20 protein-coding genes and 2 pseudogenes are annotated in these 22,754 nt (G+C 53.5%); 11 read left to right on the top strand and 11 right to left on the bottom strand.

Annotation, left to right across the window (positions count from 1 at the left end; translation table 11 throughout):
• Positions 1-281 precede the first annotated feature (281 nt).
• Genes OGY19_RS14105 through OGY19_RS14080 form a run of 7 tightly spaced genes read left to right on the top strand, consistent with a single transcriptional unit; the run spans position 282 to position 6,897 of the window.
• Positions 282-1,280 (top strand): MsnO8 family LLM class oxidoreductase, encoded by a 999-nt coding sequence (locus tag OGY19_RS14105; protein ID WP_115602026.1) that lies wholly within the window; start codon positions 282-284, stop codon positions 1,278-1,280.
• A complete protein-coding gene (locus OGY19_RS14100) occupies positions 1,280-2,401 on the top strand; it encodes an amidohydrolase (RefSeq protein ID WP_115602027.1) in 1,122 nt (373 codons plus the stop codon). The genes OGY19_RS14105 and OGY19_RS14100 overlap by 1 nt, the downstream gene beginning before the upstream one ends.
• 24 nt (positions 2,402-2,425) lie before the next feature.
• Complete coding sequence (locus OGY19_RS24595; RefSeq protein ID WP_115602028.1) at positions 2,426-3,739, top strand: LLM class flavin-dependent oxidoreductase; 1,314 nt, start codon at positions 2,426-2,428, stop codon at positions 3,737-3,739.
• A 12-nt stretch (positions 3,740-3,751) separates the two neighbouring features.
• Positions 3,752-4,684 carry an ABC transporter substrate-binding protein gene (locus OGY19_RS24590; protein WP_502873221.1) on the top strand — a complete coding sequence of 311 codons (933 nt, stop codon included), beginning with the start codon at positions 3,752-3,754 and terminating at the stop codon, positions 4,682-4,684.
• Positions 4,685-4,694: 10 nt separating this feature from the next.
• Positions 4,695-5,204, top strand: a complete 510-nt coding sequence (locus OGY19_RS14090) for a GNAT family N-acetyltransferase (RefSeq protein WP_061067926.1) — start codon at positions 4,695-4,697, stop codon at positions 5,202-5,204.
• A gap of 9 nt (positions 5,205-5,213) precedes the next feature.
• On the top strand, positions 5,214-6,140 hold the full coding sequence (locus OGY19_RS14085) for an amino acid ABC transporter permease (RefSeq protein ID WP_115602029.1): 927 nt from the start codon (positions 5,214-5,216) through the stop codon (positions 6,138-6,140).
• Positions 6,124-6,897 carry an amino acid ABC transporter ATP-binding protein gene (locus OGY19_RS14080; protein ID WP_115602030.1) on the top strand — a complete coding sequence of 258 codons (774 nt, stop codon included), beginning with the start codon at positions 6,124-6,126 and terminating at the stop codon, positions 6,895-6,897. The genes OGY19_RS14085 and OGY19_RS14080 overlap by 17 nt, the downstream gene beginning before the upstream one ends.
• A gap of 45 nt (positions 6,898-6,942) precedes the next feature.
• Here the strand turns inward: OGY19_RS14080 and OGY19_RS14075 are convergent, their stop codons facing one another.
• Together OGY19_RS14075 and OGY19_RS14070 are read right to left on the bottom strand one after the other, a co-directional pair.
• The gene (locus OGY19_RS14075) at positions 6,943-7,932 is read right to left on the bottom strand and encodes a zinc-dependent alcohol dehydrogenase family protein (protein ID WP_115602031.1); all 990 of its coding nucleotides are present in this window, start codon (positions 7,930-7,932) and stop codon (positions 6,943-6,945) included.
• 89 nt (positions 7,933-8,021) lie between these two features.
• Positions 8,022-8,951 carry a LysR family transcriptional regulator gene (locus OGY19_RS14070; RefSeq protein ID WP_286596660.1) on the bottom strand — a complete coding sequence of 310 codons (930 nt, stop codon included), beginning with the start codon at positions 8,949-8,951 and terminating at the stop codon, positions 8,022-8,024.
• 120 nt (positions 8,952-9,071) lie between these two features.
• Here OGY19_RS14070 and OGY19_RS14065 point away from each other — a divergent pair, with 120 nt between their 5' ends.
• Positions 9,072-9,689, top strand: coding sequence for a glutathione S-transferase family protein (locus OGY19_RS14065; RefSeq protein WP_115602033.1), 618 nt, complete (start codon positions 9,072-9,074; stop codon positions 9,687-9,689).
• Between the two features lie 72 nt (positions 9,690-9,761).
• Here the strand turns inward: OGY19_RS14065 and OGY19_RS14060 are convergent.
• A pseudogene (locus OGY19_RS14060) lies at positions 9,762-10,349 on the bottom strand (MFS transporter); the annotation flags it as partial.
• On the opposite strand from OGY19_RS14060, the pseudogene OGY19_RS14055 reads away from it, so the two are divergent.
• Positions 10,342-10,959 (top strand): annotated as a pseudogene (locus OGY19_RS14055) (substrate-binding domain-containing protein); the annotation flags it as partial. The pseudogenes OGY19_RS14060 and OGY19_RS14055 sit on opposite strands and share 8 nt — an antisense overlap.
• Before the next feature lie 34 nt (positions 10,960-10,993).
• The gene (pptA, locus tag OGY19_RS14050) at positions 10,994-11,221 is read left to right on the top strand and encodes a tautomerase PptA (RefSeq protein ID WP_061067919.1); all 228 of its coding nucleotides are present in this window, start codon (positions 10,994-10,996) and stop codon (positions 11,219-11,221) included.
• A gap of 28 nt (positions 11,222-11,249) precedes the next feature.
• On the opposite strand, the gene OGY19_RS14045 is transcribed toward pptA, so the two are convergent.
• Entirely contained in the window at positions 11,250-11,822 is a 573-nt protein-coding gene (locus OGY19_RS14045; RefSeq protein WP_005126787.1) for a flavin reductase family protein, read from the bottom strand.
• A 158-nt stretch (positions 11,823-11,980) separates the two neighbouring features.
• Here OGY19_RS14045 and nhoA point away from each other — a divergent pair, with 158 nt between their 5' ends.
• Complete coding sequence (gene nhoA, locus OGY19_RS14040) at positions 11,981-12,826, top strand: N-hydroxyarylamine O-acetyltransferase (RefSeq protein ID WP_115602034.1); 846 nt, start codon at positions 11,981-11,983, stop codon at positions 12,824-12,826.
• Between the two features lie 58 nt (positions 12,827-12,884).
• Here nhoA and OGY19_RS14035 read toward each other — a convergent pair whose 3' ends face one another.
• The 7 genes from OGY19_RS14035 to OGY19_RS14005 all read right to left on the bottom strand — a co-directional run bounded on the left by OGY19_RS14035 (position 12,885) and on the right by OGY19_RS14005 (position 22,753).
• Entirely contained in the window at positions 12,885-13,778 is an 894-nt protein-coding gene (locus tag OGY19_RS14035) for a PhzF family isomerase (RefSeq protein WP_115602035.1), read from the bottom strand.
• A 96-nt stretch (positions 13,779-13,874) separates the two neighbouring features.
• A complete protein-coding gene (narI, locus tag OGY19_RS14030) occupies positions 13,875-14,555 on the bottom strand; it encodes a respiratory nitrate reductase subunit gamma (RefSeq protein ID WP_003020109.1) in 681 nt (226 codons plus the stop codon).
• Positions 14,552-15,247: a nitrate reductase molybdenum cofactor assembly chaperone gene (narW, locus tag OGY19_RS14025; RefSeq protein WP_003836210.1), complete on the bottom strand. Its 696-nt coding sequence runs from the start codon at positions 15,245-15,247 to the stop codon at positions 14,552-14,554. Before narW ends, narI begins: the two co-directional genes overlap by 4 nt.
• The gene (gene narH / locus OGY19_RS14020) at positions 15,247-16,791 is read right to left on the bottom strand and encodes a nitrate reductase subunit beta (RefSeq protein ID WP_061067913.1); all 1,545 of its coding nucleotides are present in this window, start codon (positions 16,789-16,791) and stop codon (positions 15,247-15,249) included. The genes narW and narH overlap by 1 nt, the downstream gene beginning before the upstream one ends.
• Complete coding sequence (locus tag OGY19_RS14015; protein WP_115602037.1) at positions 16,788-20,528, bottom strand: nitrate reductase subunit alpha; 3,741 nt, start codon at positions 20,526-20,528, stop codon at positions 16,788-16,790. Before OGY19_RS14015 ends, narH begins: the two co-directional genes overlap by 4 nt.
• Before the next feature lie 49 nt (positions 20,529-20,577).
• Positions 20,578-21,963, bottom strand: a complete 1,386-nt coding sequence (locus tag OGY19_RS14010; protein ID WP_115602038.1) for a NarK family nitrate/nitrite MFS transporter — start codon at positions 21,961-21,963, stop codon at positions 20,578-20,580.
• Positions 21,964-22,174: 211 nt separating this feature from the next.
• On the bottom strand, positions 22,175-22,753 hold the full coding sequence (locus tag OGY19_RS14005) for a TetR family transcriptional regulator (protein WP_115602039.1): 579 nt from the start codon (positions 22,751-22,753) through the stop codon (positions 22,175-22,177).
• Between the last annotated feature and the right edge of the window lies 1 nt (position 22,754).

Below are 22,754 nucleotides of genomic sequence, written 5' to 3'. Positions count from 1 at the left end.
AACGCATGCGTAAAAATAAATCAAACGAAAAAGGATGTTGTCGTCTTTCCAGTATCAATAAAAAACCTATTATATTTTGTAGTATGCAAATACAAGCCATTTTTTCTGCAGAGTGCCGCGTCCAAAACCGGAAGTTTGGTTCCTGTTGGTATGAACGTTATCCCTGATCGCTGCGGGGTTGGTTATCTGTTTTTTAGCTGAGCAAATGTGAATTAAATGTTTCTATATGGTTATTTTATAATTTAATAATACTGACATGTTAACAAATATAGGTCTGCAACATGTCATACCGCCTGAGTATTCTGGATAAAAGCCCCATCGGAGAAGGTGAAACTGCCTCAACCGCACTGACCCGTACGCTGCGCCTGGCACAACGCGCAGAAGAGTGGGGGTACCATCGTTTCTGGATCGCGGAACACCATAATACGCCACAGCTTGCCAGCCCATCACCGGAGCTGGTGATCGCCTGGATACTGGGACAAACCCAGCGCATTCGCGTGGGTTCCGGTGGCGTCATGCTACAACACTATAGCCCCTACAAAGTTGCGGAAAACTTTAATCTTCTGGCCTCACTGGCGCCGGGACGTGTCGATCTTGGGATTGGAAAAGCGCCAGGCGGCTTACCGCTGTCAACGCAGGCACTGCAGTTGGGTCTTCATCAGGAAGAAAAAGGCAGTTTTGCCGACCAGCTTGCTCAACTGAACGCCTGGCTGGCGCTGACCGGGACAGAAAGCGGGCAGACAGTATTCCCGACACCGCTCCCGCCTGCGCCGCCGCAAAGATTTGTGCTGGGCGCGAGCGTAGAAAGTGCACGCCTGGCGGCAGAGTCTGACTGGAACTTTATTTTCGCGGCGCACCTGAACGGCGATAAAGCGTTACTGCATGAGGTGCTGAGCTTCTGGCAGGCCAACAGTTCACGTCCAACGATTGTCGCCGTACAGGTTATTGTGGCTGACAGCAGTGATATGGCTGCGCAACTGGCGGAAGATGTACAAATCTGGGGCGTCGAGTTGGAGGATGGGCAACGTGTCACCGTCGCCAGCGAAGAGCAGGCGCTGGCTTTCGCCGCGCAGGCGGGCAGCGCACCGCGAACAATCGCCCGGCGTGAGCAGGCGTTACTGCGCGGGAGTGCCCAGGAGGTGGTGGCAACACTGCGCTCATTGCAGGTGCAATACGGTATTGATGAATTCATTATCGATACGCCGGTGGCCGAAGGTCAGGCGCGCCTGACATCGTTACGCCTGCTGGCGCAAGCCCATAGCACGATGGAGGTTGTCTGATGTCACTAGCCTCACAGCTTATCGACTGGCGTCGCGAGCTACATCAGCACCCGGAGCTGTCTCTCCAGGAAGTGGCGACAAGCGCGCGTATTCGTGACTGGTTGCATGCTGCAGATGTCACTTTATTGCCATTCAATTTGAAAACCGGAGTGGTTGCCGAAATTGGTCAGGGAGAAGATGTCATCGCTCTGCGGGCGGATATCGATGCGTTACCGATAGAAGAAAGCACCGACGTTCCGTTTCGCTCTGTCACGCCGGGGGTGATGCATGCCTGCGGGCATGACGTCCATACCAGCGTCATGCTTGGTGCAGCACTGCTGCTTAAGCAGGAGGAAAACACACTACCCGGACGCGTGCGCATTTTGTTTCAGCCGGCAGAAGAAAATTTTGGTGGAGCTAAAACGCTGATCCGCGCCGGAGCGCTGCAAAACGTAGCGGCTATTTTCGGTATGCACAATGAGCCCGGTTTGCCGGTGGGCGAATTTGCCACACGCGGCGGTGCGTTCTATGCCAATGTCGATCGCTTTGTGCTGCGTATTACCGGAAAAGGTGCGCATGCGGCACGCCCACACGAGGGAAAAGATGCCATCCTCCTCGCCAGTCAACTGGTGACGGTATTACAAAGTGTCGCCAGCCGTGAGGTCAATACGCTGGATTCGGTGGTGCTTAGCGTCACCCGAATTCAGGGGGGAAATACATGGAACGTACTACCGGAATCCGTTGAGCTGGAAGGGACGCTTCGGACACATCGCGCAGAGGTGCAACAACAGGTTAAATCGCGGGTCAGTGATATTGTCGCTGGGTTTGCCCACGCCTTTGGCGCACAGATCGATGTTATCTGGCACGCGGGGCCCACGGCCCTGGTCAATGACGCGCACTGGGCCGATATTGCGACCAAAGTAGCCAGACAATCCGGTTACACAACGCATCATGCCGACCTGCATATGGGCGGGGAGGATTTTGCCGTTTATTTGCAAAATACACCTGGTGCGTTTGTTAGCATCGGTAGTGCCAGTGAATACGGATTACATCATCCGGGATTTAATCCGGATGAACGGTTAATTGAACCTGCCGCACACTACTTTGCACATTTAGCAAAAACGGCATTCGCACACCTTTAATTTACCTGTTGGGTAGGGGTTACTATGGCTGAAAATCGGCAATTACGTCTGGGCACTATTTTGCATGGCGCCTCCGGGAATATGTCAGCATGGCGTCATCCGGCAGCACGTGCTGATGCCAGTATTAATTTTGATTTTGTCAAAGAGACGGCGCTTATTGCGGAGAAAGGGAAACTTGATTTTATTTTTGTCGCTGACGGTCTGTATATTAATGAAAAATCTATTCCACATTTCTTAAATCGCTTTGAGCCGCTGACGGTATTATCTGCGCTGGCAAGCGTCACCCGTCATCTTGGTCTGGTGGGCACGGTTTCAACCTCTTATAGCGAGCCGTTTACTACTGCGCGACAGTTTGCCAGTCTGGACCATCTTAGCCAGGGCAGGGCCGGATGGAATGTGGTGACATCCCCGCTGGAAGGTTCGGCTAAAAACTATTCTCGCGCTCAGCATCCTGAGCATGCCCAGCGTTATCGTATTGCCGATGAATATTTACAGGTAGTGAAAGGACTGTGGGATTCCTGGGAAGACGATGCTTTTACCCGTGATAAAACAAGCGGGGAATTTTTTAATCCTCATAAACTGCACACGCTAAACCATCATGGAGATTATTTCCAGGTCGTCGGGCCATTAAATATTGGGCGTACGCCGCAAGGCCGTCCGATTATTTTTCAGGCAGGCGCATCACACGATGGGAAAAAATTAGCGGCGCAGCATGCGGACGCTATTTTCACCCATCAGGAATCGCTGTCTGAAGCCAAAGCATTTTATCAGGATGTCAAAAGTCGGCTTGAAGCCGTCGGACGTCATGTCGATGAGCTGCATATTTTCCAGGGCGTCAGCATTATTGTTGGCGACAGTGACGCTGACGTAGAGCAACAGTACCAGGCGACCGCTGCACTGGTGTCGATCACCGACGCGCTGAATTACCTGGGACGCTATTTTGAACATCACGATTTTAGCCAGTACCCGCTGGACGCACCGTTCCCGGATCTTGGCCCCCTCGGGGAAAACAGTTTTCGCAGTACCACTGACGAGATCAAGCGCAATGCGCGGGAACGGGGATTAACCCTGCGTCAGGTGGCGCTGGAAGCTGCCAGTCCACGTCCACGTTTTAGCGGAACGCCGGCACAGGTTGCTGATGGTCTGCAGCAGTGGTTCGAGGAGAAAGCCGCAGACGGTTTCATCATTCAGGGGGGAACGCCAGATACCTTCCCACGGTTTGTCGAACAGGTTATTCCCGTGCTTCAGGCGCGCGGTTTATTTCGCCACGACTACCCCGGCACGACGCTGCGCGCAAGTCTGGGGCTGGCAACACCTGCAAATCAATTCACACAATAAGAGAAAAACGCTATGCAGAAAAAATCACTACTTCTTGCGCTGTCACTGACTTTCAGCGCGACAGTCTGGGCAAATGACGTCACCATCAACGGTACCGGCGTAAGTCTGGAAGCTAATAAAACACCGATTAACACGGCCAAAAATCCACAGGCGATCGCGCAGTTACCCGCCAACCTGCATCTGGCTGTACCAGGTAAATTCACGGTCGCTATCGCCGGACTGAGCCAGCCGCCGCTGACTGTATTTGCCGATGATAATAAAACGCTCATCGGCAGTGAGGCCGATATCGCTCGCCTGGTTGCCGATAGCCTGGGGCTGGAGCTGAATGTCGTACCCACGTCATGGGAAGACTGGCCGCTGGGCGTAGCTTCCGGCAAATATGATGCCGCGATCAGCAATATTACCGTCACCAAAGCACGCAAAGAAAAATTCGATTTTGCGACGTATCGGAAAGATTCCCTTGGCTTTTACGTCAAAACCGGCAGCAAGCTGAAGAAAATAGAGCAGGCGGAAGATATTGCCGGTCTGCGTATCATCGTCGGCTCAGGGACGAACCAGGAAGCCATTCTGTTGGCGTGGAACGAAGAGAATCTGAAGAAAGGATTAAAACCGTTTACGCCGGTGTATACCAAAGATGATGCTGCTCAGACGTTAGCTCTACAGTCAGGTCGTGCAGATGCTTACTTTGGTCCGAATGTCATTGGGGCCTGGAAAGCTGCCCTCAACGGCAAAACGCAACTGGTGGGCAGCGTTGATGGCGGTTGGCCAAAAGCCGCACATATTGCCGTCACGCTGAAAAAAGATAGCGGTCTGGTGCTGACGGTGCAAACAGCTCTCAACGGTGTGATCGGCAATGGCGACTATGACAAGGTGCTGAACCGCTGGGGGGAAGGGGTAGAACGTATCCCACAATCTGAAGTTAACCCGGCCGGTTTAGGCGACTAAGGAGGTCAATGTGAGCGATCAATTCCGCGTTGTCTCGCCCGAAGCCATTGAGCTACAGCCGATCCTCAGCGGACTGTTTGGTGAGTACGCCGCCCGCTATGGTGATTATTTTTCTCGTGATGCTGAAGTGGAGCTAACCGAATGGTATCTGGCTCCACAGGGGATCTTTGTGGTGCTGGAGCGCGACGGCGAAATTATCGCCACCGGGGCTTATAAACCCTATGACAAAGACACCGCTGAAATTAAGCGTATCTGGACTAAAAGCAGCCTGCGTAAGCAGGGGCTGGCAGCGTACGTGGTGCAGGAACTGGAGCGCCGGGCATTACTGGCGGGATATAGCCGTATCTATCTGACCACGGGCTTTCGCCAGCCAGAGGCCGTCCGACTTTATTTGAGTCAGGGATACGATCCACAGTTCGATACCACTCGTAACCCAGAAGAGTACAGCCAGCCGCCCTTTGATGGGAGGCTGCGCTTCACCAAACTGTTGACTATCGCAGGTCAGGCCAAAATTGCCTGAGGAGAGAAGATGAAAACGACTGCAACCATCAAAGTCGTCCCGGCACGTTACCCGATGCGCACCGTAGGGGCGATTATTGCCCTGTTTGTGCTGGCGGCGATTATTCAGTCTGTCGCGTTTAATCCGCGCTGGGAATGGGGTGTGTTTGCCCGCTGGTTCTTCGACCCGGTTATCTTGTCTGGACTTGGGCAAACGCTGTTGTTGACGCTCATTGGGACATTACTGAGCGTGGTATTTGGTGGGTTGCTGGCGCTGGCCAGACTCTCATCATCCTGGCTGCTAAACAGCCTGGCGTGGGGATACATCTGGTTGTTTCGTTCACTCCCGTTGATTGTGGTGTTGATCATTTTGTACAACTTCTCCTATTTGTACGACACGCTGGCGATCGGCATACCCTTCACTGCTATCCAGTGGGGCAGCTTTGAGACTATTAATGTCCTTGGACAGTTTTCCACTGCAGTTGTTGGCCTGACGCTGGTGCAAAGTGCTTATACCGCAGAAATTATTCGCGGCGGGTTTCTTGGGGTTGATCATGGTCAGTACGAAGCCGCAGCTGCGCTGGGATTACCTGCCTGGCGCCGCACGCTGCGCATAATCCTGCCACAGGCGTTACGCACCATTTTGCCCGCCGGGTTCAATGAAATTATCAGCCTGGCGAAAGGTACGGCGATGGTTTACGTGCTGGCGATGCCGGAACTGTTCTACACCATCCAGATGATCTACAACCGCACCCAGGAAGTGATTCCGCTGCTGATGGTTGGAGCCGTGTGGTATCTGGCGATCACCAGCGTTTTGTCATTAATTCAGCATCTGGTTGAACGCGCGCTGGCACGCAGTGAAAGACGATCCGCTATTAACACCGCCAGGGTGAGTCGCTCGGCTAAACGTCGTCGCCAGGTTCCACAGCAGGAGGCTATCCATGTCCCACTCGCCTGAAGGTCATATTTCCATTACCGGCGTCAGCAAATATTTTGGTCGCCATAAGGCGCTGGATAACGTATCGCTGGAGATCCCACCCGGTACGGTCACGGTCATTCTTGGGCCTTCCGGTTCAGGTAAATCAACGCTATTGCGGGCGATTAATCATCTGGAGCGTGTCGATGAGGGGTTTATTCAGATTGACGGTGATTATATTGGCTATCGCCTTCAGGGAGACCGGTTGTATGAACTAAAAGAGGCAGAAATCCTGCGCCAGCGCATTAATGTGGGCTACGTATTTCAGAACTTTAACCTGTTCCCGCATTTAACGGTGCTGGAGAACCTGATTGAAGCGCCAATAGCCCACGGGCTGGCATCGCGTAAAGCCGCTACCGAACGGGCATTAACTCTGCTTGATGCGGTTGGGCTGCGAAATAAAGCCGATGCCTGGTCGCGTCACTTGTCCGGCGGACAGCAGCAGCGAATCGCCATTGCCCGCGCGCTGGCGTTAAATCCGAGCGTGATGTTGTTTGATGAGCCGACGTCCGCACTCGATCCTGAACTGGTGGGCGAAGTGCTGGATGTGATTAAGTCACTGGCACAGTCGGGAACCACGCTGGTGGTGGTGACGCATGAAATCGGTTTTGCCCGGGAGGTGGCCGATCAGGTGGTATTTATGGTTGACGGCAAAATCGTCGAGCAGGGTAGCAGCGAACAGGTGCTAAATTATCCGCGCCACACGCGCACGCAGCAGTTTTTGTCGAAAGTTCTGTAAATACGCGGAAAAAATGTTGCGGCACAAGGCTGTGCCGCACAGCGATTACAGGGTAACGACGATTTTGCCTACCTGACCGTTGGCCTCCATATACTGGTGGGCCTTAGCGATGTCATCAAACGCAAAGGTTTTATCAATCAGTGGCTTGAGTTGCCCCGATTGCAATCCTTCAAAGATGAAACGTTTAGCTCGTGCCAGTTTTTCAGCATCAGTGGTGATTTCGAAAAGCTCATAGCCGCGGAAGGTCAGATGACGGCCAAGGATCTCAATCACCGGGATCGACAGATCGCGACCGTCCAGCGAACCGTACTGGAAAAATAACCCTCCGGCGGGCATCACCTGGGCAATTTTTGCCACGCCAGGGCCACCGACCGGATCGAACACCACGCGGGTTCCTTTGCCGTCAGTGATCCGGTTAATCTCCACCACCAGATCCTGCTCCTGGCTGGCGATAACCTCTGCCGCGCCAAGTTGCAGTAGCTGAGCACGTTTCTCACTGGTGCGCGTCATCGCAATCGGTTTTGCTCCCCGCATGTTAGCAATCTGAATTGCCGCCAGTCCGACGCTGCTGGAAGCAGCATTGATCAGCACGTTATCACCAGGCCCGATATTGGCATATTCGACCAGCGCGCCAAAAGCCGTCACATACATCATCCAACTGGCGGCGGCCTCGGCAAAGCTCAGGTTTTCAGGATGTTTGACGACCGCATGAACAGGCGCATTGACGATTTCGCCATACATACCGTACTCATGAAAGCTGAATGCCGGAATGACGCTCACGCTATCGCCTGGTGCGAACTCGTGCACATTGTCACCGACGGCTTCAACAATGCCGGAGGCTTCATAGCCCAGGCGAGCAGGAAAATTGGGTTGGTAAATATACTGTCCGGTACGGTACATAATTTCCGCCCGGTTAATACCTATTGCGCGAACGCGGATCTGAACATCGTTTGCAAGCGGAGCCGGGGTCTGAATATCCTGAATATTCAGCACATCAGCGCCACCTGTTTGATTGAAAACCACGACTTTAGACATAGCGGACCTCGGTAAATTGTTCTGACTTGAGTCCGCACAATGTATCGGTTCCGGTGGGGGCGAAAAACCGCCGTTATGGAACTTCACTATTACTCAGATTGTAATAATCCCTGCAGGCGCGGTTTTTGCTCGTTAAAAAGCGCACTCAGCCAGTCAATAAACACCCGCACGCGCGGGGCAAGATGACGTCTGTCCGGGTAGAGCACGGAAACGGGTTTAGCTTCCCCCGCATAGTCACCCAGCACCTCAACGAGCTGGCCCGACTCGAGGTAGGGTGCCAGTACGGCGTGAACCCCGTGTATGATCCCCAATCCTGATAAACAACCTGTTAGCAGAATGTCGGAGTTGTCTACGCTCATTCGGCTTGCTGGTATGATAGATACCGTTTTCCCTTCGTTGATGAAGGACCACTCCAGCGCGTCACGATGACGTTCGCTAAAGAAGTTGAGTGCCTGATGCTGAGCCAAATCATCCGGTGTCTGTGGGATGCCCCGTATAGCCAGATAATCTGCGGACGCACAGGTCACCATTTTTACCTCGCCAAGTCGTCGGGATATCAGCGAGGAGTCCTGCAACTCGCCAATGCGGATCATGCAGTCGATCCCCTCCGCAAGCAGATCAATTTTGCGGTCAGTGGAGGTGAGTACAATCTCAATGTCCGGATAGCGTGACTGAAAGTTGCTTAGCGCAGGGACTATAATCGAGTGAGCCAACGACAGTGGAGCATTGATCCTGAGCTTTCCACGTGGAGGCCGTGTCGGTGAGAAAGAGGCCATGATGTCATCCACGTCACCAAGCAGTACTTTGGTTCGTTGGTAAAATGCGTCACCTTCTTCGGTCAGGGTAACCTTCCGCGTCGTTCGGTTCAGGAGTTTCGTCCCCAGATCGTCCTCAAGATGCTGAATTGCTTTCGTCACCGCGGGGCGGTGCAGGTGCAGCACATCGGCAGCTTTGGCGAATCCACCTTGCTCAACAACCTGTACAAAAATGTTCATATATTCAAACATACTGGAACGCATCTCTTACTCTCCTGGTGTTCGCTCTGGCACGGATATTGTTATTATGAGAGTAATAATGATGACTGCATAGACACGCGAATGCTGCTCTACACTTAGGGTTTTAACATTGAGGGTTGCAGCATGATTAAGGTCTATGGGGTGCCGGGCTGGGGATCGGCCATCAGTGAAGTGATGCTCACACTGGCGGAGATCCCTTACACGTTTATTAATGTGGACGGCTTTGACAGTGACGGGGCTTCGCGGGAGTTGCTAAAAAAAATGAATCCACTGTGTCAGATTCCAACGCTCAGGCTGGAAAATGGCAGTGTGATGACGGAAACGGCGGCTATTGCGCTGATGATTCTTGATCGCAGGCCCGATCTGGCCCCGCCTGTCGGACATGTGGAACGTCAACAATTTCAGCGCCTGCTGATATGGCTGGTGGCAAATGTCTATCCCACGTTTACTTATGCTGATTATCCCGAACGCTGGACGCCAGATGCTCCGGCGCAGTTGAAAAAGAACTGTATTGAGTACCGTAAATCGCTTTATATGTGGCTGAACGACCAGCTAAGCGCCGAACCGTACGCGTTTGGCGATCAGCTCACGTTGCTGGACGTTTATATTGCCGTTATGCGCACCTGGGGGCCTGGACATGACTGGTTCCAGGATAATACGCCTAATATTAGCGCCATCGCGGACGCGGTTTGTCAAATCCCGCGGCTGCGTACTGTCCTGAAAAGCAATAAGATTATTTGAATAAAAAAACGCTGTTCCGCAGGAGTGCAAATCCCGGAACAGCGGGCGAACTATCATCGCCATAAGTTTAAATTACGCGACAGAAGGGGTCAGCGTAATACGATCCAATGGACCCACGATAAACAGATAAGAAATCAGGCCAATCAGCCCCATCGAACCGACGTACAGAATGGCGTAATCAAAAGACTGGGTATTCGCCAGAATGACGCCGATCACCAGCGGCGTAATGATACTTGCCATATTGCCGCACATATTGAATACGCCGCCTGCAATGCCAAGCACTTCTTTTGGCGAGGTATCGCTGAGAACGCACCATCCCAGATTGCCAAAGCCTTTGGCGAAAAACGCCAGGCTCATCGCGGCGATAACCACAAATTCTGACGAGGTGTAATTCGCGATAACGATGACGCAGGAAAGTAGCATTCCGCAGATCACCGGCAGCTTACGGGCAATTGTCAAGCTGTAGCCGCGCTTTAGTAGCCAGTCGGAGAACACGCCGCCTAATAATCCACCGATAAAACCGGCAATGGCAGGGATACTGGCGACAAATCCCACTTTGAGGATCGACATTCCTTTAGCCTGATACAGATAGGTAGGAAACCAGGTCAGGAAGAACCAGGTAATTGACGTCACGCAGAACTGTCCGATATAAACGCCAATCCATCACACCGCCGGGATGAAAAAGGTGATTCTTAATGCGGCCATTCCGGTTGTGGAGATCTGGGATTTAACGCCAACCCCCATTGATATGCTGGTCGGGTTTTCGCACGAAAAAGTCGGTCAGGCGGTAGCAGACTACTTGCTGAAAAAAGGTTATCGCCGTCCTGGTTTGCTATGGACAGCCGATCGCCGGGCCGGCCAGCGTAAACAAGGACTGTGCGATGCGCTGAGACGTCATGGTATTGCGGCTGACGCACAGATAGATGTCCCGCTTCCGGCCTCTCTGGCATTGGGGCGCAGTGGATTAGCTCAGCTATTGGCTGAAGGTGCGTTCGATGTCATTGTCTGTAGCTCAGATACCTTAGCCCAGGGGGCGATTATGGAAGCCGAAAGCCGTGGTTTACGCGTGCCGCAGGAGCTAGCGGTAATCGGTTTTGGCGATCTTGATTTTGCCGCCAGTAACCGGCCTGCTATCACCACAATCAGCGTCGACCGACGGGCCATTGGACAACGCGCTGCCTCGCTGCTTGCCGATCGTATCGAACAAATTCCACGTGAAGACGATATTATTGATGTCGGATTTCGCCTGGTTGAACGAGAGTCCGCATAAGTTACCTGCATCCCAAAACAATAAGGAATCTGCTATGCCGCACGTCGATATCAAATGCTTTCCTCGCGCCCTTACCAACGAACAAAAAACCGCGCTGGCGGCGGATATTACCGAGGTCATTATTCGTCATTTGCAAAGCAAAGACAGCTCGGTCAGCGTGGCGCTGAATGAAATTGAGCCCGAGGCGTGGCAGGGCGTGTGGAATGCGGAAATCGCACCGCAGATGGACACATTGATTAAAAAACCCGGCTACAGCATGTGAACGAGAACGGGCGATTATTGCGCCCGTATTATTCAGCCGCTGTTATACGTTTCCCGCTGGTGACAAACGTTCCGGCGCCAAGGTGGTGCAAGGTATTGAGTTTGCCATCATCAAACTGCCAGCGTCCTTGCACAAATACCCGCTCATCGGCAGCGGCAGAAACCACTTCGCCAAACAAGGTATCATATTTGTCCTGAGCCGCTGTGGCAGGAAGCAGGCGGCATTCCATCCAGGCGAGACACTTGGCTTCTATTAGCGGTAATCCCAATACCGGACCGTTGACCACCGGAATACCGTAGCAGTTGAACTTATCTTCTATTCGACCGGAAACACTCCCCACGGCATAGGTCCAGTTGGTCGCGGCAACCCCTGGAATAACAATACCAAATTGCCCGCTACGCTCGATCAGTTCGCGTGACCAGGCGGTCTTGTCGACAACAATGGCCACCCTCGGCGGATCAAATTCCACGGGCATTGACCACGCGGCCGCCATCACATTACGCCGTTCTGTATTCGCGTCACGACTGGTTATCAAAATGGTGGGGCCGTGATTAAGCAGTCGGCTGGCGTGTTGTAATTCAACCGGACGAAAATGACTCATAGTGACTCCTCGGCAGAATAAAAATGACATCACAATAAACATAGATAGTAACGGGATTAGCGATTTTGTCGCCTCACCGGGGTGAACAGCGCACAAAAGCGACGGCGTAAAATTAAAAATGCGTTATAAGTACAACATTCAACAAACAGGAATCCCGTATGACGCCTTTTTTAAACGCTTATTTTGCCCGTATTGGCTGGTCAGATGCGCCCAACGCCGACATTGAAACGTTGAGAGCGCTACACTTACTGCATAACGGTGCCATACCCTTTGAAAATCTTGATGTGCTGCTGCCGCGTGAAATACAGCTTGACGATCTGTCCCTGGAAGAGAAGTTGGTCACTGCCCGCCGCGGTGGCTATTGCTTTGAACAAAATGGTGTATTTGAACGGGCGCTACGCGACATCGGTTTTACCGTACGCAGTTTGCTGGGACGCGTGGTATTGGCTAATCCGTCAAGTCTGCCGCCGCGCACGCATCGCCTGTTACTGGTTGAATTACAGGGTGAACAGTGGATCGCTGACGTTGGCTTCGGCGGGCAAACGCTAACGGCGCCGATTCGTCTGCAGGCTGATCTTGAACAGCAAACGCCGCACGGCGACTATCGGTTGATTCAGGAGGGGGAAGACTGGATATTGCAGTTCCGCCATCATGATCACTGGCAGTCAATGTACCGATTCGATCTGGTGGTGCAACATCACAGCGATTATCTGATGGGTAACTTCTGGTCCGCGCACTGGCCGCAGTCGCATTTCCGCCACCATCTGCTGATGTGTCGTCATTTACCTGACGGCGGCAAGCTGACGTTGACCAATTTCCACTTTACCCATTATCAGGACGGTCACGCGATAGAGCAGATTAATCTGCCTGACGTCGCCAGCCTGTATACGCTGTTGCAGGAACGGTTTGGACTGGGCGTGGATGACGCGAAGCATGGGTTTACCCTGGATGAGCTGGCGACAGTAATGGCGGCGTTTGATACACATCCGGAGGCGGGAAAATAGGGGCATCAGAATTAATGCCGGATGCGGCGTAATCGCCTTATCCGGCCTACCTGAAGATTTAAAAATCGATCGCCCATTCGGCGTGAAACAGGATCACAGCAGAGCCGGAAATCGTTACTTTCTCAGGCTGGTTATCACGGATAGTCACCGTCACATCAACAATACCGTCACGCCCGAGCGCGCGACCCTGGTGGCCCTGAACATGCAACGTTTTGCCATCATGAGCCATCAGGTTATGGTGTACCAGCCACGCGCCCATTGGACCATTCGCGTTGCCGGTGACCGGATCTTCCACAATACCAATAGCTGGCGAGAACATGCGGCCATCGGTGGCGTTTTCGTCCTTGCGAATTTGAAAAGGGAAGAACCCGTTACAGCCAATTTGCTGGCTGATAGCGGTCAGGGCAGGCAAATCAGGGGAAAGGGCGTCGATGTCCACCTCAGGCTTCAGCGCAATCATCACTTTAGAGTGTCCGGTGGTGGCAACCTGAATGGGTAATCCGGGCAACATATCGTCTTCGCTCAGGTGCAGCGCATCGATTATTGCGGCACGTACAGCACCTTCCAGCGGAGCTTCGAATCCAGGTACGCCTTGTTCAAGGCTGATGTGATAGTCATTGTCACTCGCTTCAATATCGATCCGATGACGACCGGCGAGCGAGGTTTGCCAGACGGTGCTGTTGCCCAGGCCCAGCACGTTGGCGCGCACATAATGTGCGGCGACGGTAGCGTGTCCACAGATAGGAACTTCGACCGTCGGCGTGAAATAACGAATGCGAACATCGCTGTCGTCACTGGTCAGTAGAAAAGCCGTTTCCGAATGGCGCAGCTCGCGAGCAATGAGCTGCATCTGGGCGTCACTCAGTCCGTCAGCATGCAACACCACACCCGCTGAATTGCCGCGAAAGGGTACTGAGGTAAAGGCATCGACGTGATAAACCTGTGGTTTCATTAGCGTTCTCCTGGAATGGAGAAGCATCATAACGTACAAGAAGCGGGATAGCGATGTTGCCCGGTAAGCGCACGCGCTACCGGGCAGCAGAGGAAATTAGCGGCGCGAACGCACTATCTGATAACGGCGGGTAAAGTACTCAAACGGCGCACTCCACACGTGGACCAGTCGGGTGAACGGGAACAGCAGGAAAATGGTCATCCCCAGCACCAGATGCACACGGAAAATCCACGCCACGCCATCCAGATGCGCAGACGCACCGCCCTGGAAGGTCACCACCGACTGCGCCCAACCCACCAGTTTCAGCATTTCACTGCCGTCTGGATGTTGCGCAGAGAACGGGATGGTGGTTAAGCCGAGGATACACTGAATCAACAGAACGCAGAGGATCAGAATATCGGCGGTAGAAGATGTCGCACGAATACGCGGGTTGGTCAGACGGCGCACCAGCAGGCCCGCGCCACCTACCAGTGTCAGCACGCCACAAAGCCCGCCGGCAATCATCGCCATCTGCTGTTTTACCGCAATCGGCAGGAACCAGGCGTACATCCAGTGCGGCGTTAACATGCCAAACAGGTGACCGAAAAAGATCCCCAGAATGCCGATGTGGAACAGGTTTGACCACAACACCATACCGCGTTTGTCCAGCATCTGGCTGGAAGAGGCGCGCCATGTGTATTGCCCGTAGTCGTAGCGTAGCCAACTGCCGAGGATAAACACCGTACCGCACAGGTACGGATAGATATCGTAAAAAAAGACGTTCAGGTACTGTATCATTTCGGGCCTCCCGCGCTGACGTCGACATACTGAGGTGCCACGTCCTGGCTAAAGCGTCGTTGATAGTTTTGTAACGGTGAACTGTCACAGGCGGTGGCGTTATCCTCAATAAACTTCACCTGTTCCTCTTCCCAGACTGCATCCAGCGCCTGTCGGGTATCGTCGCGCGTTTCCGCGCCAACCTGCTTAGTGACACTGTCACTCGAAAGAGGGCTTCCGGCAAGCTGCAACAGGGCATCAAACAGTTGATACCACGGTGTATCGCGCTGTTTTAAGCGCCCGCCAAGCAACGCCAGAATCGGTGCGACGTTCTGCAGTCCTTCTTTGGCCTCCGCTTCCGGTAACACGCTTAAGTACTCAAGATATAACGGCAGGTGATCCGGCAGTTCACGACAGTTAAGCTGCAGCCCGACCTTTTCATACTGCGCCAACAGATCGACCATCGCCTGACCACGGTCGCGGGACTCGGCGTGCACGTGTTCAAACAACAGCAGAGAGGTGGCCCGGCCCCGGTCAAAGATTTCGCACCATTCAGCTTGTTTATCCAGTAACGGCGCATTGAGCAGTTCCTGGCTAAAATCGCTCAGCATTGGAGCATCGCTGGCCACAAGCGCCAGCGCGTCGTCTTTACACTCCCATAGCAGCTCGTCGGGGTATTCCATCAGCAGACCGATAACCTTGAGGATTTGCATTATTGACCCTCCGCTTTATCGCGTACTTCGGTGATATCGATAGCGTCAATGCGGCTACTGTTAAACAGATTGAACTTAGTGTCCGAGCCGTGACAGCCGTCGCCGAAGGTAAAGCCGCAGCCGTTTTTCTCCGGGAAGGCATCACGCGCCATTTCACGATGGCTGGTTGGGATCACAAAGCGGTCTTCATAGTTGGCGATGGCCAGATAGCGGTACATCTCCTCAACCTGTTCAACGCTCAGACCCACTTCCTCAATCGCGCGAGTATCCGTAACACCTTCTACGGTTTGCGAACGCATATAGTGGCGCATCGCCATCATCCGTTTCAGGGCGCGCAGTACCGGGCCGGTATCGCCCGCGCTAAGCATATTGGCGAGGTACTGTACCGGAATGCGCAGCGACTCAACCGCAGGCAAAATGTTGCCATTGTGCGGCAGTCCGCCCGCGTCGGCGACTGACTGAATCGGTGACAACGGCGGCACGTACCAGACCATCGGCAGGGTGCGGTATTCCGGATGCAGTGGTAGCGCCAGCTTCCAGTCCATCGCCATTTTGTAAACCGGTGAACGTTGGGCCGCTTCGATGACGTTGTGCGGAATACCCTGTTTAAGCGCTTCTTCAATCACCGCCGGATCGTGCGGGTTAAGGAACACATCGCACTGACGCTCGTAGAGATCGGTTTCATGCTCGGTGCTCGCTGCTTCCTCGATACGGTCGGCGTCGTACAGCAATACCCCGAGATAACGGATACGCCCAACGCAGGTTTCTGAACACACCGTCGGCTGGCCGGACTCAATACGCGGGTAGCAGAAAATACACTTCTCTGACTTACCGCTCTTCCAGTTAAAGTAGATTTTTTTGTACGGACAACCGCTGATGCACAAGCGCCAACCGCGACATTTGTCCTGGTCGATCAGCACAATGCCGTCTTCTTCACGCTTGTAGATAGCACCGCTCGGGCAGGTGGCGACACAGCTTGGATTCAGACAGTGCTCGCACAGGCGCGGTAAATACATCATGAAGGTGTTTTCGAACTGTCCGTACATTTCCTTTTGCATCTTCTCGAAGTTACGGTCGCGGGCCCGTTTTGAGAATTCACCGCCAAGCAGTTCTTCCCAGTTGGGGCCCCAGATAATCTTGTCCATCCGTTTCCCATCAATCAGCGAGCGCGGGCGCGCGGTGGGCTGATTCTTGCTCTCCGGCGCGCTATGCAGATGCTGATAATCGTAGGTAAACGGCTCATAGTAGTCATCGATTTGCGGGATCACCGGGTTGGCGAAAATTTTGGTGATCACCCCCATCTTGCCACCCAGACGCGGTCTGATCTTGCCGTTGACATCGCGAACCCAGCCGCCTTGCCACTCTTCCTGATCTTCCCAGTTTTTCGGGTAACCAATGCCCGGCTTGGTCTCGACATTGTTAAACCACGCATATTCCATCCCTTCACGCCCGGTCCAGACGTTTTTACAGGTGACGGAGCAGGTGTGGCAGCCGATGCACTTATCCAGATTCAGAACCATGCCTACCTGTGAGCGTATTTTCATTTTTTCGCCTCCTGTACCTGATCGCGACCTTCATCATCCAGCCAGTTAATGTTTTTCATTTTTCTAATCATGATGAACTCATCGCGGTTAGAGCCGACCGTCCCGTAATAGTTGAAGCTGTATGCCAGTTGCGCATAGCCGCCGATCATGTGCGTGGGTTTCGGGCAGACGCGGGTGACCGAGTTGTGGATCCCGCCACGCATCCCGGTGACTTCGGAGCCGGGGATGTTCATGATTCGCTCCTGAGCGTGATACATCATGGTCATTCCCGGCGGCACGCGTTGACTCACCACTGCACGCGCGGTGAGCGCGCCGTTGGCATTGAAAGCTTCGATCCAGTCGTTGTCTTCAATACCTAACTCCTTAGCATCAGTTTCACTGATCCAGACAATCGGCCCGCCACGCGACAACGTCAGCATCAGCAGGTTTTCACTGTAGGTAGAGTGGATGCCCCATTTCTGGTGCGGCGTCAGGAAGTTGAGTGCTTTCTCCGGGAAGCTGTTAGGCGGAACCTCGCGCATTTCACTGACGCTGCGGGTATCGATAGGCGGACGATACGCCACCAGGCTTTCACCGAACGCTCGCATCCACGCGTGATCCTGATACAGCTGCTGGCGACCGGACAGGGTACGCCATGGGATCAACTCGTGGACGTTGGTATAGCCTGCGTTATAGGAGACATGTTCGCTTTCAAGGCCGGACCAGGTCGGACTGGAGATGATTTTGCGCGGCTGCGCCTGGATATCGCGAAAACGAATCTTTTCGTCTTCTTTGTTCAACGCCAGATGCGTATGGTCGCGACCGGTCATCGCACCCAGCGCTTCCCAGGCTTTCACCGCCACCTGACCGTTGGTTTCCGGCGCCAGGGCGAGGATCACCTCAGAAGCATCCAGTGCGGTGTCGATCAGCGGGCGGCCTTTCGCCGGGCCTTCGCGTTTGGTGTAGTTCAGCTTGCCGAGGAAATCGACCTCCGCCTGGGTATTCCACGCAATACCTTTCCCGCCGTTGCCGAGTTTGTCCATGAGTGGTCCGAGCGAAGTGAAACGTTCCCAGGTGGCGGGGTAGTCACGTTCCACAACGGCAATATTCGGCGCTGTTTTACCCGGCAGGAGATCGCATTCGCCTTTGCGCCAGTCCAGAATGTCAAACGGCTGCGCCAACTCTGCCGGGGAGTCGTGTTGCAGCGGTTGCAATACAACATCCGTCTCTTGCCCAAGGTGCCCCACACATACCTCGGAGAACACTTTGGCGATGCCTTTATAAATTTCCCAGTCGCTTTTTGACTCCCAGGCAGGATCGACTGCAGCCGACAGCGGGTGAATAAACGGATGCATATCCGAGGTGTTCATATCGTCTTTTTCATACCAGGTAGCCGTTGGCAAAACGATATCGGAGAACAAACAGGTGCTGGACATACGGAAATCGAGCGTCACCAGCAGATCGAGCTTGCCCTCAATCGCCGCCGACTGCCATTCAACCTCTTCAGGTTTAATACCGTCGCTTGAACCGAGCGCTTCTCCCTGGATCCCGCTTTCGGTACCCAGAAGATATTTGAGCATGTATTCATGCCCTTTACCTGAGGAACCGAGCAGGTTAGAGCGCCAGACGAAGAGGTTGCGTGGGTGGTTTTTGCCGCTATCCGGCTGCTCGCAGGCAAAACGAATATCACCCGATTTCAGCGCTTGCGCGGTGTATTCCACCGGAGACATCCCCGCTTGTTCTGCCTTTGCCTTGACAGTGAGTGGGTTGAGATTTAGCTGCGGCGCGGACGGCAGCCAGCCCATCCTTTCTGCACGCACGTTAAAATCAATTAAATGCCCGCTAAACTTCGACGCATCGGCTAGCGGAGAGAGGAGTTCTTGCGCGGTGAGTTTTTCATAACGCCACTGACTGGAGTGGTTGTAGAAAAACGAAGTGCTGTTCATCTGACGCGGTGGGCGGTTCCAGTCCAGCGCAAAGGCCAGCGGCAACCAACCGGTTTGCGGACGCAGCTTCTCCTGACCCACATAGTGTGCCCAGCCGCCGCCGCTTTGCCCTACACAACCACAGAACACCAGGATGTTAATCATCCCACGGTAGTTCATGTCCATGTGGTACCAGTGGTTCACACCAGCACCAAGGATGATCATCGAACGCCCGTGGGTTTTGTGTGCGGTGTCGGCAAACTCACGGGCGATTTGTTCAATATGACGGCTCGGAACACCGGTAATTTGTTCGCCCCAGGCCGGTGTGTAGGCTTTAACTTCGCTGTAATCTTTCGCGCTATGGATATCATCCAGTCCGCGGTCCAGACCATAATTTGCCAGTACCAGGTCATAGACGCTGACCACCGGACAAACGCTGCCATCCGCGAGGGTGAGACGTTTTACCGGCAATTGTCGAATCAGCACCGGCTCCTGCTTCACGCTGCGAAAATGTGGGTTTTCGTTGCCGCCGAAATAGGGGAATGCCACGCCGGTCACGTCATCATGCTGACCAAGCAGCGAGAGGGAAAGCTCTGTTTCAGCGCCAGCCGCCAGCGATTCGAGATTCCATTTGCCTTTTTCGCCCCAGCGAAAACCAATCGAACCGTTCGGGACAACCAGTTCGCCTGCGCGGTTGAAAGCCACCGTTTTCCACTCCGGATTGTTGCTTTCGCCCAGGCCATCAACCAGGTCTGAAGCGCGCATCATGCGTCCAGGTACGTAGCTGCCATCTTCGCGGGCATCCAGCAGCACCAGCATTGGCATGTCGGTATAGCGGCGACAGTAATTGAGGAAGTAATCGCTGGGATTGTCGAGGTGGAACTCTTTCAGGATGACGTGGCCCATTGCCATCGCCAGCGCGCTGTCAGTACCTTGTTTGGGTGCCAGCCACTGGTCACAGAGTTTGGCTACTTCCGAGTAATCCGGCGTAATGGCAATCGTCTTGGTGCCTTTGTAGCGTACTTCCGTGAAGAAGTGGGCGTCCGGGGTACGGGTCTGTGGCACGTTAGACCCCCAGGCGATGATATAGCTGGAGTTATACCAGTCGGCTGACTCCGGAACGTCGGTCTGCTCACCCCAGGTCATGGGTGACGCAGGCGGTAAATCGCAGTACCAATCATAGAAGCTCAGGCAGGTTCCGCCCAGAAGTGAGAGATAGCGCGTACCCGCCGCGTAGGAAACCATCGACATGGCGGGAATGGGCGAGAATCCGGCCACGCGGTCCGGGCCATAGGTTTTTACCGTCCAGACGTTGGCAGCAGCAATCAGTTGATTAAGCTCTTTCCAGTTGGAACGGATAAACCCGCCGCGCCCGCGCACCTGTTTGTAGCTCTGGCACTTCTGCGGGTCGTTCATGATCGATTCCCAGGCAAGCACCGGATCGGGCTGGCGGGACAGGGCGTCACGCCACAGCTCGATGAGACGTTTACGCACCAGCGGATATTTCAGGCGGTTGGCGCTGTACAGATACCAGGAATAGCTGGCACCACGCGGGCAGCCACGTGGCTCATGATTTGGCAGGTCAGGACGGGTTCGCGGGTAGTCAGTTTGCTGTGTTTCCCAGGTCACCAGTCCGTTTTTAACGTAGATTTTCCAGCTGCATGAACCGGTACAGTTCACGCCGTGGGTAGAGCGCACAATTTTGTCGAACTGCCAGCGCTGACGATAGCTGTCTTCCCAGTCCCGGTTGGTGTGCATCACTTGCCCGTGCCCCTCGGCAAATGTCTCACCCTTTTGTTTAAAGTAGCGAAAGCGATCTAACAGTTTACTCATGACATAACTCCTGCTTCGAATAACGTTGCCTGCACAGGCCAAAAGATGACTATTTTTTTTGTGATTTCCGGCCGTATACCAGCCAGGTCACCAGCACGCAGACGATGTAGAACACAAGGAATATTTTCATGGCACCTACCGGAGACCCGGTCAGCGCCAGCGATGAACCAAACGCTTTCGGGATAAAGAAGCCCCCGACAGCGCCAATTGCGGAGATAAAACCCAGTGCGGCTGCGGTATCGGTTACCGCCTCACGCTGGGCCTGTTCTTCAGTACCACCGTGCAGCTTCACCCGGTAAATGGTGATTTTGCGAAAGATCACCGCAATCATCTGGAAGGTCGAACCGCTGCCCAGTCCTGCGGTCAGGAACAAGCCCATAAACACCAGATAGAAGGCAACAAAACTTCCTTCTCCGGAGCCGGGAAGGGTAAGAAACAGCAGGGCGCTAAACAGCGCCATAAAGATGAAGTTGATTAACGTGACGCGCACGCCGCCGAACTTGTCAGAGATCACGCCGCCAGCCGAACGCGCAAGCGCGCCGATGAACGGGCCGAAGAACGCCAGTTGCAGAATATTCACGTCAGGGAATTGTGTTTTCGCCAGCATGGCAAAGCCGGCCGAGAAACCGATAAATGAACCGAAGGTGGCGAGATACAGCAGGCTTAGCAGCCACAGATGAAAGCGTTTGAGGACCGGTAGTTGAGCGGCGATTGAGGCCTTCGAACTGGCGATGTCATTCATTCCCACGCCCGCAGCCAGCGTTGAGAGCAGCAGCAGCGGAACCCAAATCCATGCGGCGTTTGCCAGTGACAGTAAAGAACCGTCAGGCTGCGGCACGCCTTGTACCCCTAAAAAGGTAAATAGGGGCAGGAAAATGACTAACGGCGCGATTAACTGCATCACGCTGACACCAAGGTTACCGAGCCCGCCATTCACGCCCAGCGCACTGCCTTGCTTCGCTTTCGGGAAGAAAAAGCTGATATTACCCATGCTGGAGGCAAAGTTAGCGCCAGCAAAACCACACATCAGCGCAATAATAATAAATACGCCAAACGGAGTAGCGGTATTTTGCACGGCAAATCCGAGCCAAAGGCAGGGAATGACCAGAATAATGGTGCTAAAAATGGTCCAACGGCGTCCACCAAATATAGGTACCATAAAGGAGTAGGGGACTCGCAATATTGCGCCTGAAAGAGAAGGCAATGCGGTTAATAAAAACAGTTGGTCGGTGGTGAAATTAAAACCAATTTTATTCAAATTGACGGCTACAGCACTGAACAACATCCAGACACAGAACGCCAGCAACAGACAACTCACTGATATCCATAGGTTTCTTCGGGCAATGTGCTTACCTTTATTTTCCCAAAAGGCGGGGTTCTCCGGTTTCCAGTCAGTTAAAAGATAACGATTATTTTTCTCATTTGATGCTGACATATTATTCTCCATGCACATGCCGTTCATGAAAAAGAAATAAACGCATACAGCGCCGCGCGAGTTCTTTTAGAAACTATTGAAAAGTTTTGGGAATATTGACTGAAAGAATAGATAAAAAAGCGCAATAACGCGGCGCGTCAGAGGAATAACACGTTGCTTAAGTGTTACTAATTGTAAATTGAAAAGGTGTATTGTTAATTCATTTATAACATCAAATAAATAACTCCAGTGTTATCATGCGATCCAGGTGGCGCTCGAACGCTGGATCGGCCATTTCCTCAATGCCTAATACATAGATACCATCCAGACCGCATACCAACGCAATTAAACGCCAGGCCACATCGGCGGCATCTGGGGTGGATGAAAACTCACCGGCCTTCTGTCCCTGAGTGATAATATTCGCGGTTTCCTCGTGCCACATCCGCATGGTCAGCAGGTAAGCGCTTTTGATTTCCGGATCTTTATCCGCCAGAACTTGTGCTTCACGCCACAGTTTTATATAGGGTTCGAACCCGCCATCTTCGCTGCCCAGCATGGCATGCAGCCGTTCACGGAAGCTGGCGTTTGCACTGACCAGTTCGGCATCAAGTAGGGTACGGATCAGGCGGACAAAGGCCTGGGATTTGAGTTCGCCGGCAGAGGCGAAATGGTGATGTAGTTGGCCCGTCGCGACGTGTGCTTCAGCTGCAATGCGTCGCACCGTCATGGCGGTAAATCCTTCCTCAAGCGCGACACGCATGGCCGCCTGCAGAATAACTTCCCGACGTTCATCCCGATTCATATAGCTCATG

Source organism: Citrobacter sp. Cy070 (assembly GCF_030332245.1).
GTDB lineage: Bacteria > Pseudomonadota > Gammaproteobacteria > Enterobacterales > Enterobacteriaceae > Citrobacter > Citrobacter youngae.
This window is presented reverse-complemented; position numbering and strand designations above follow the sequence as displayed.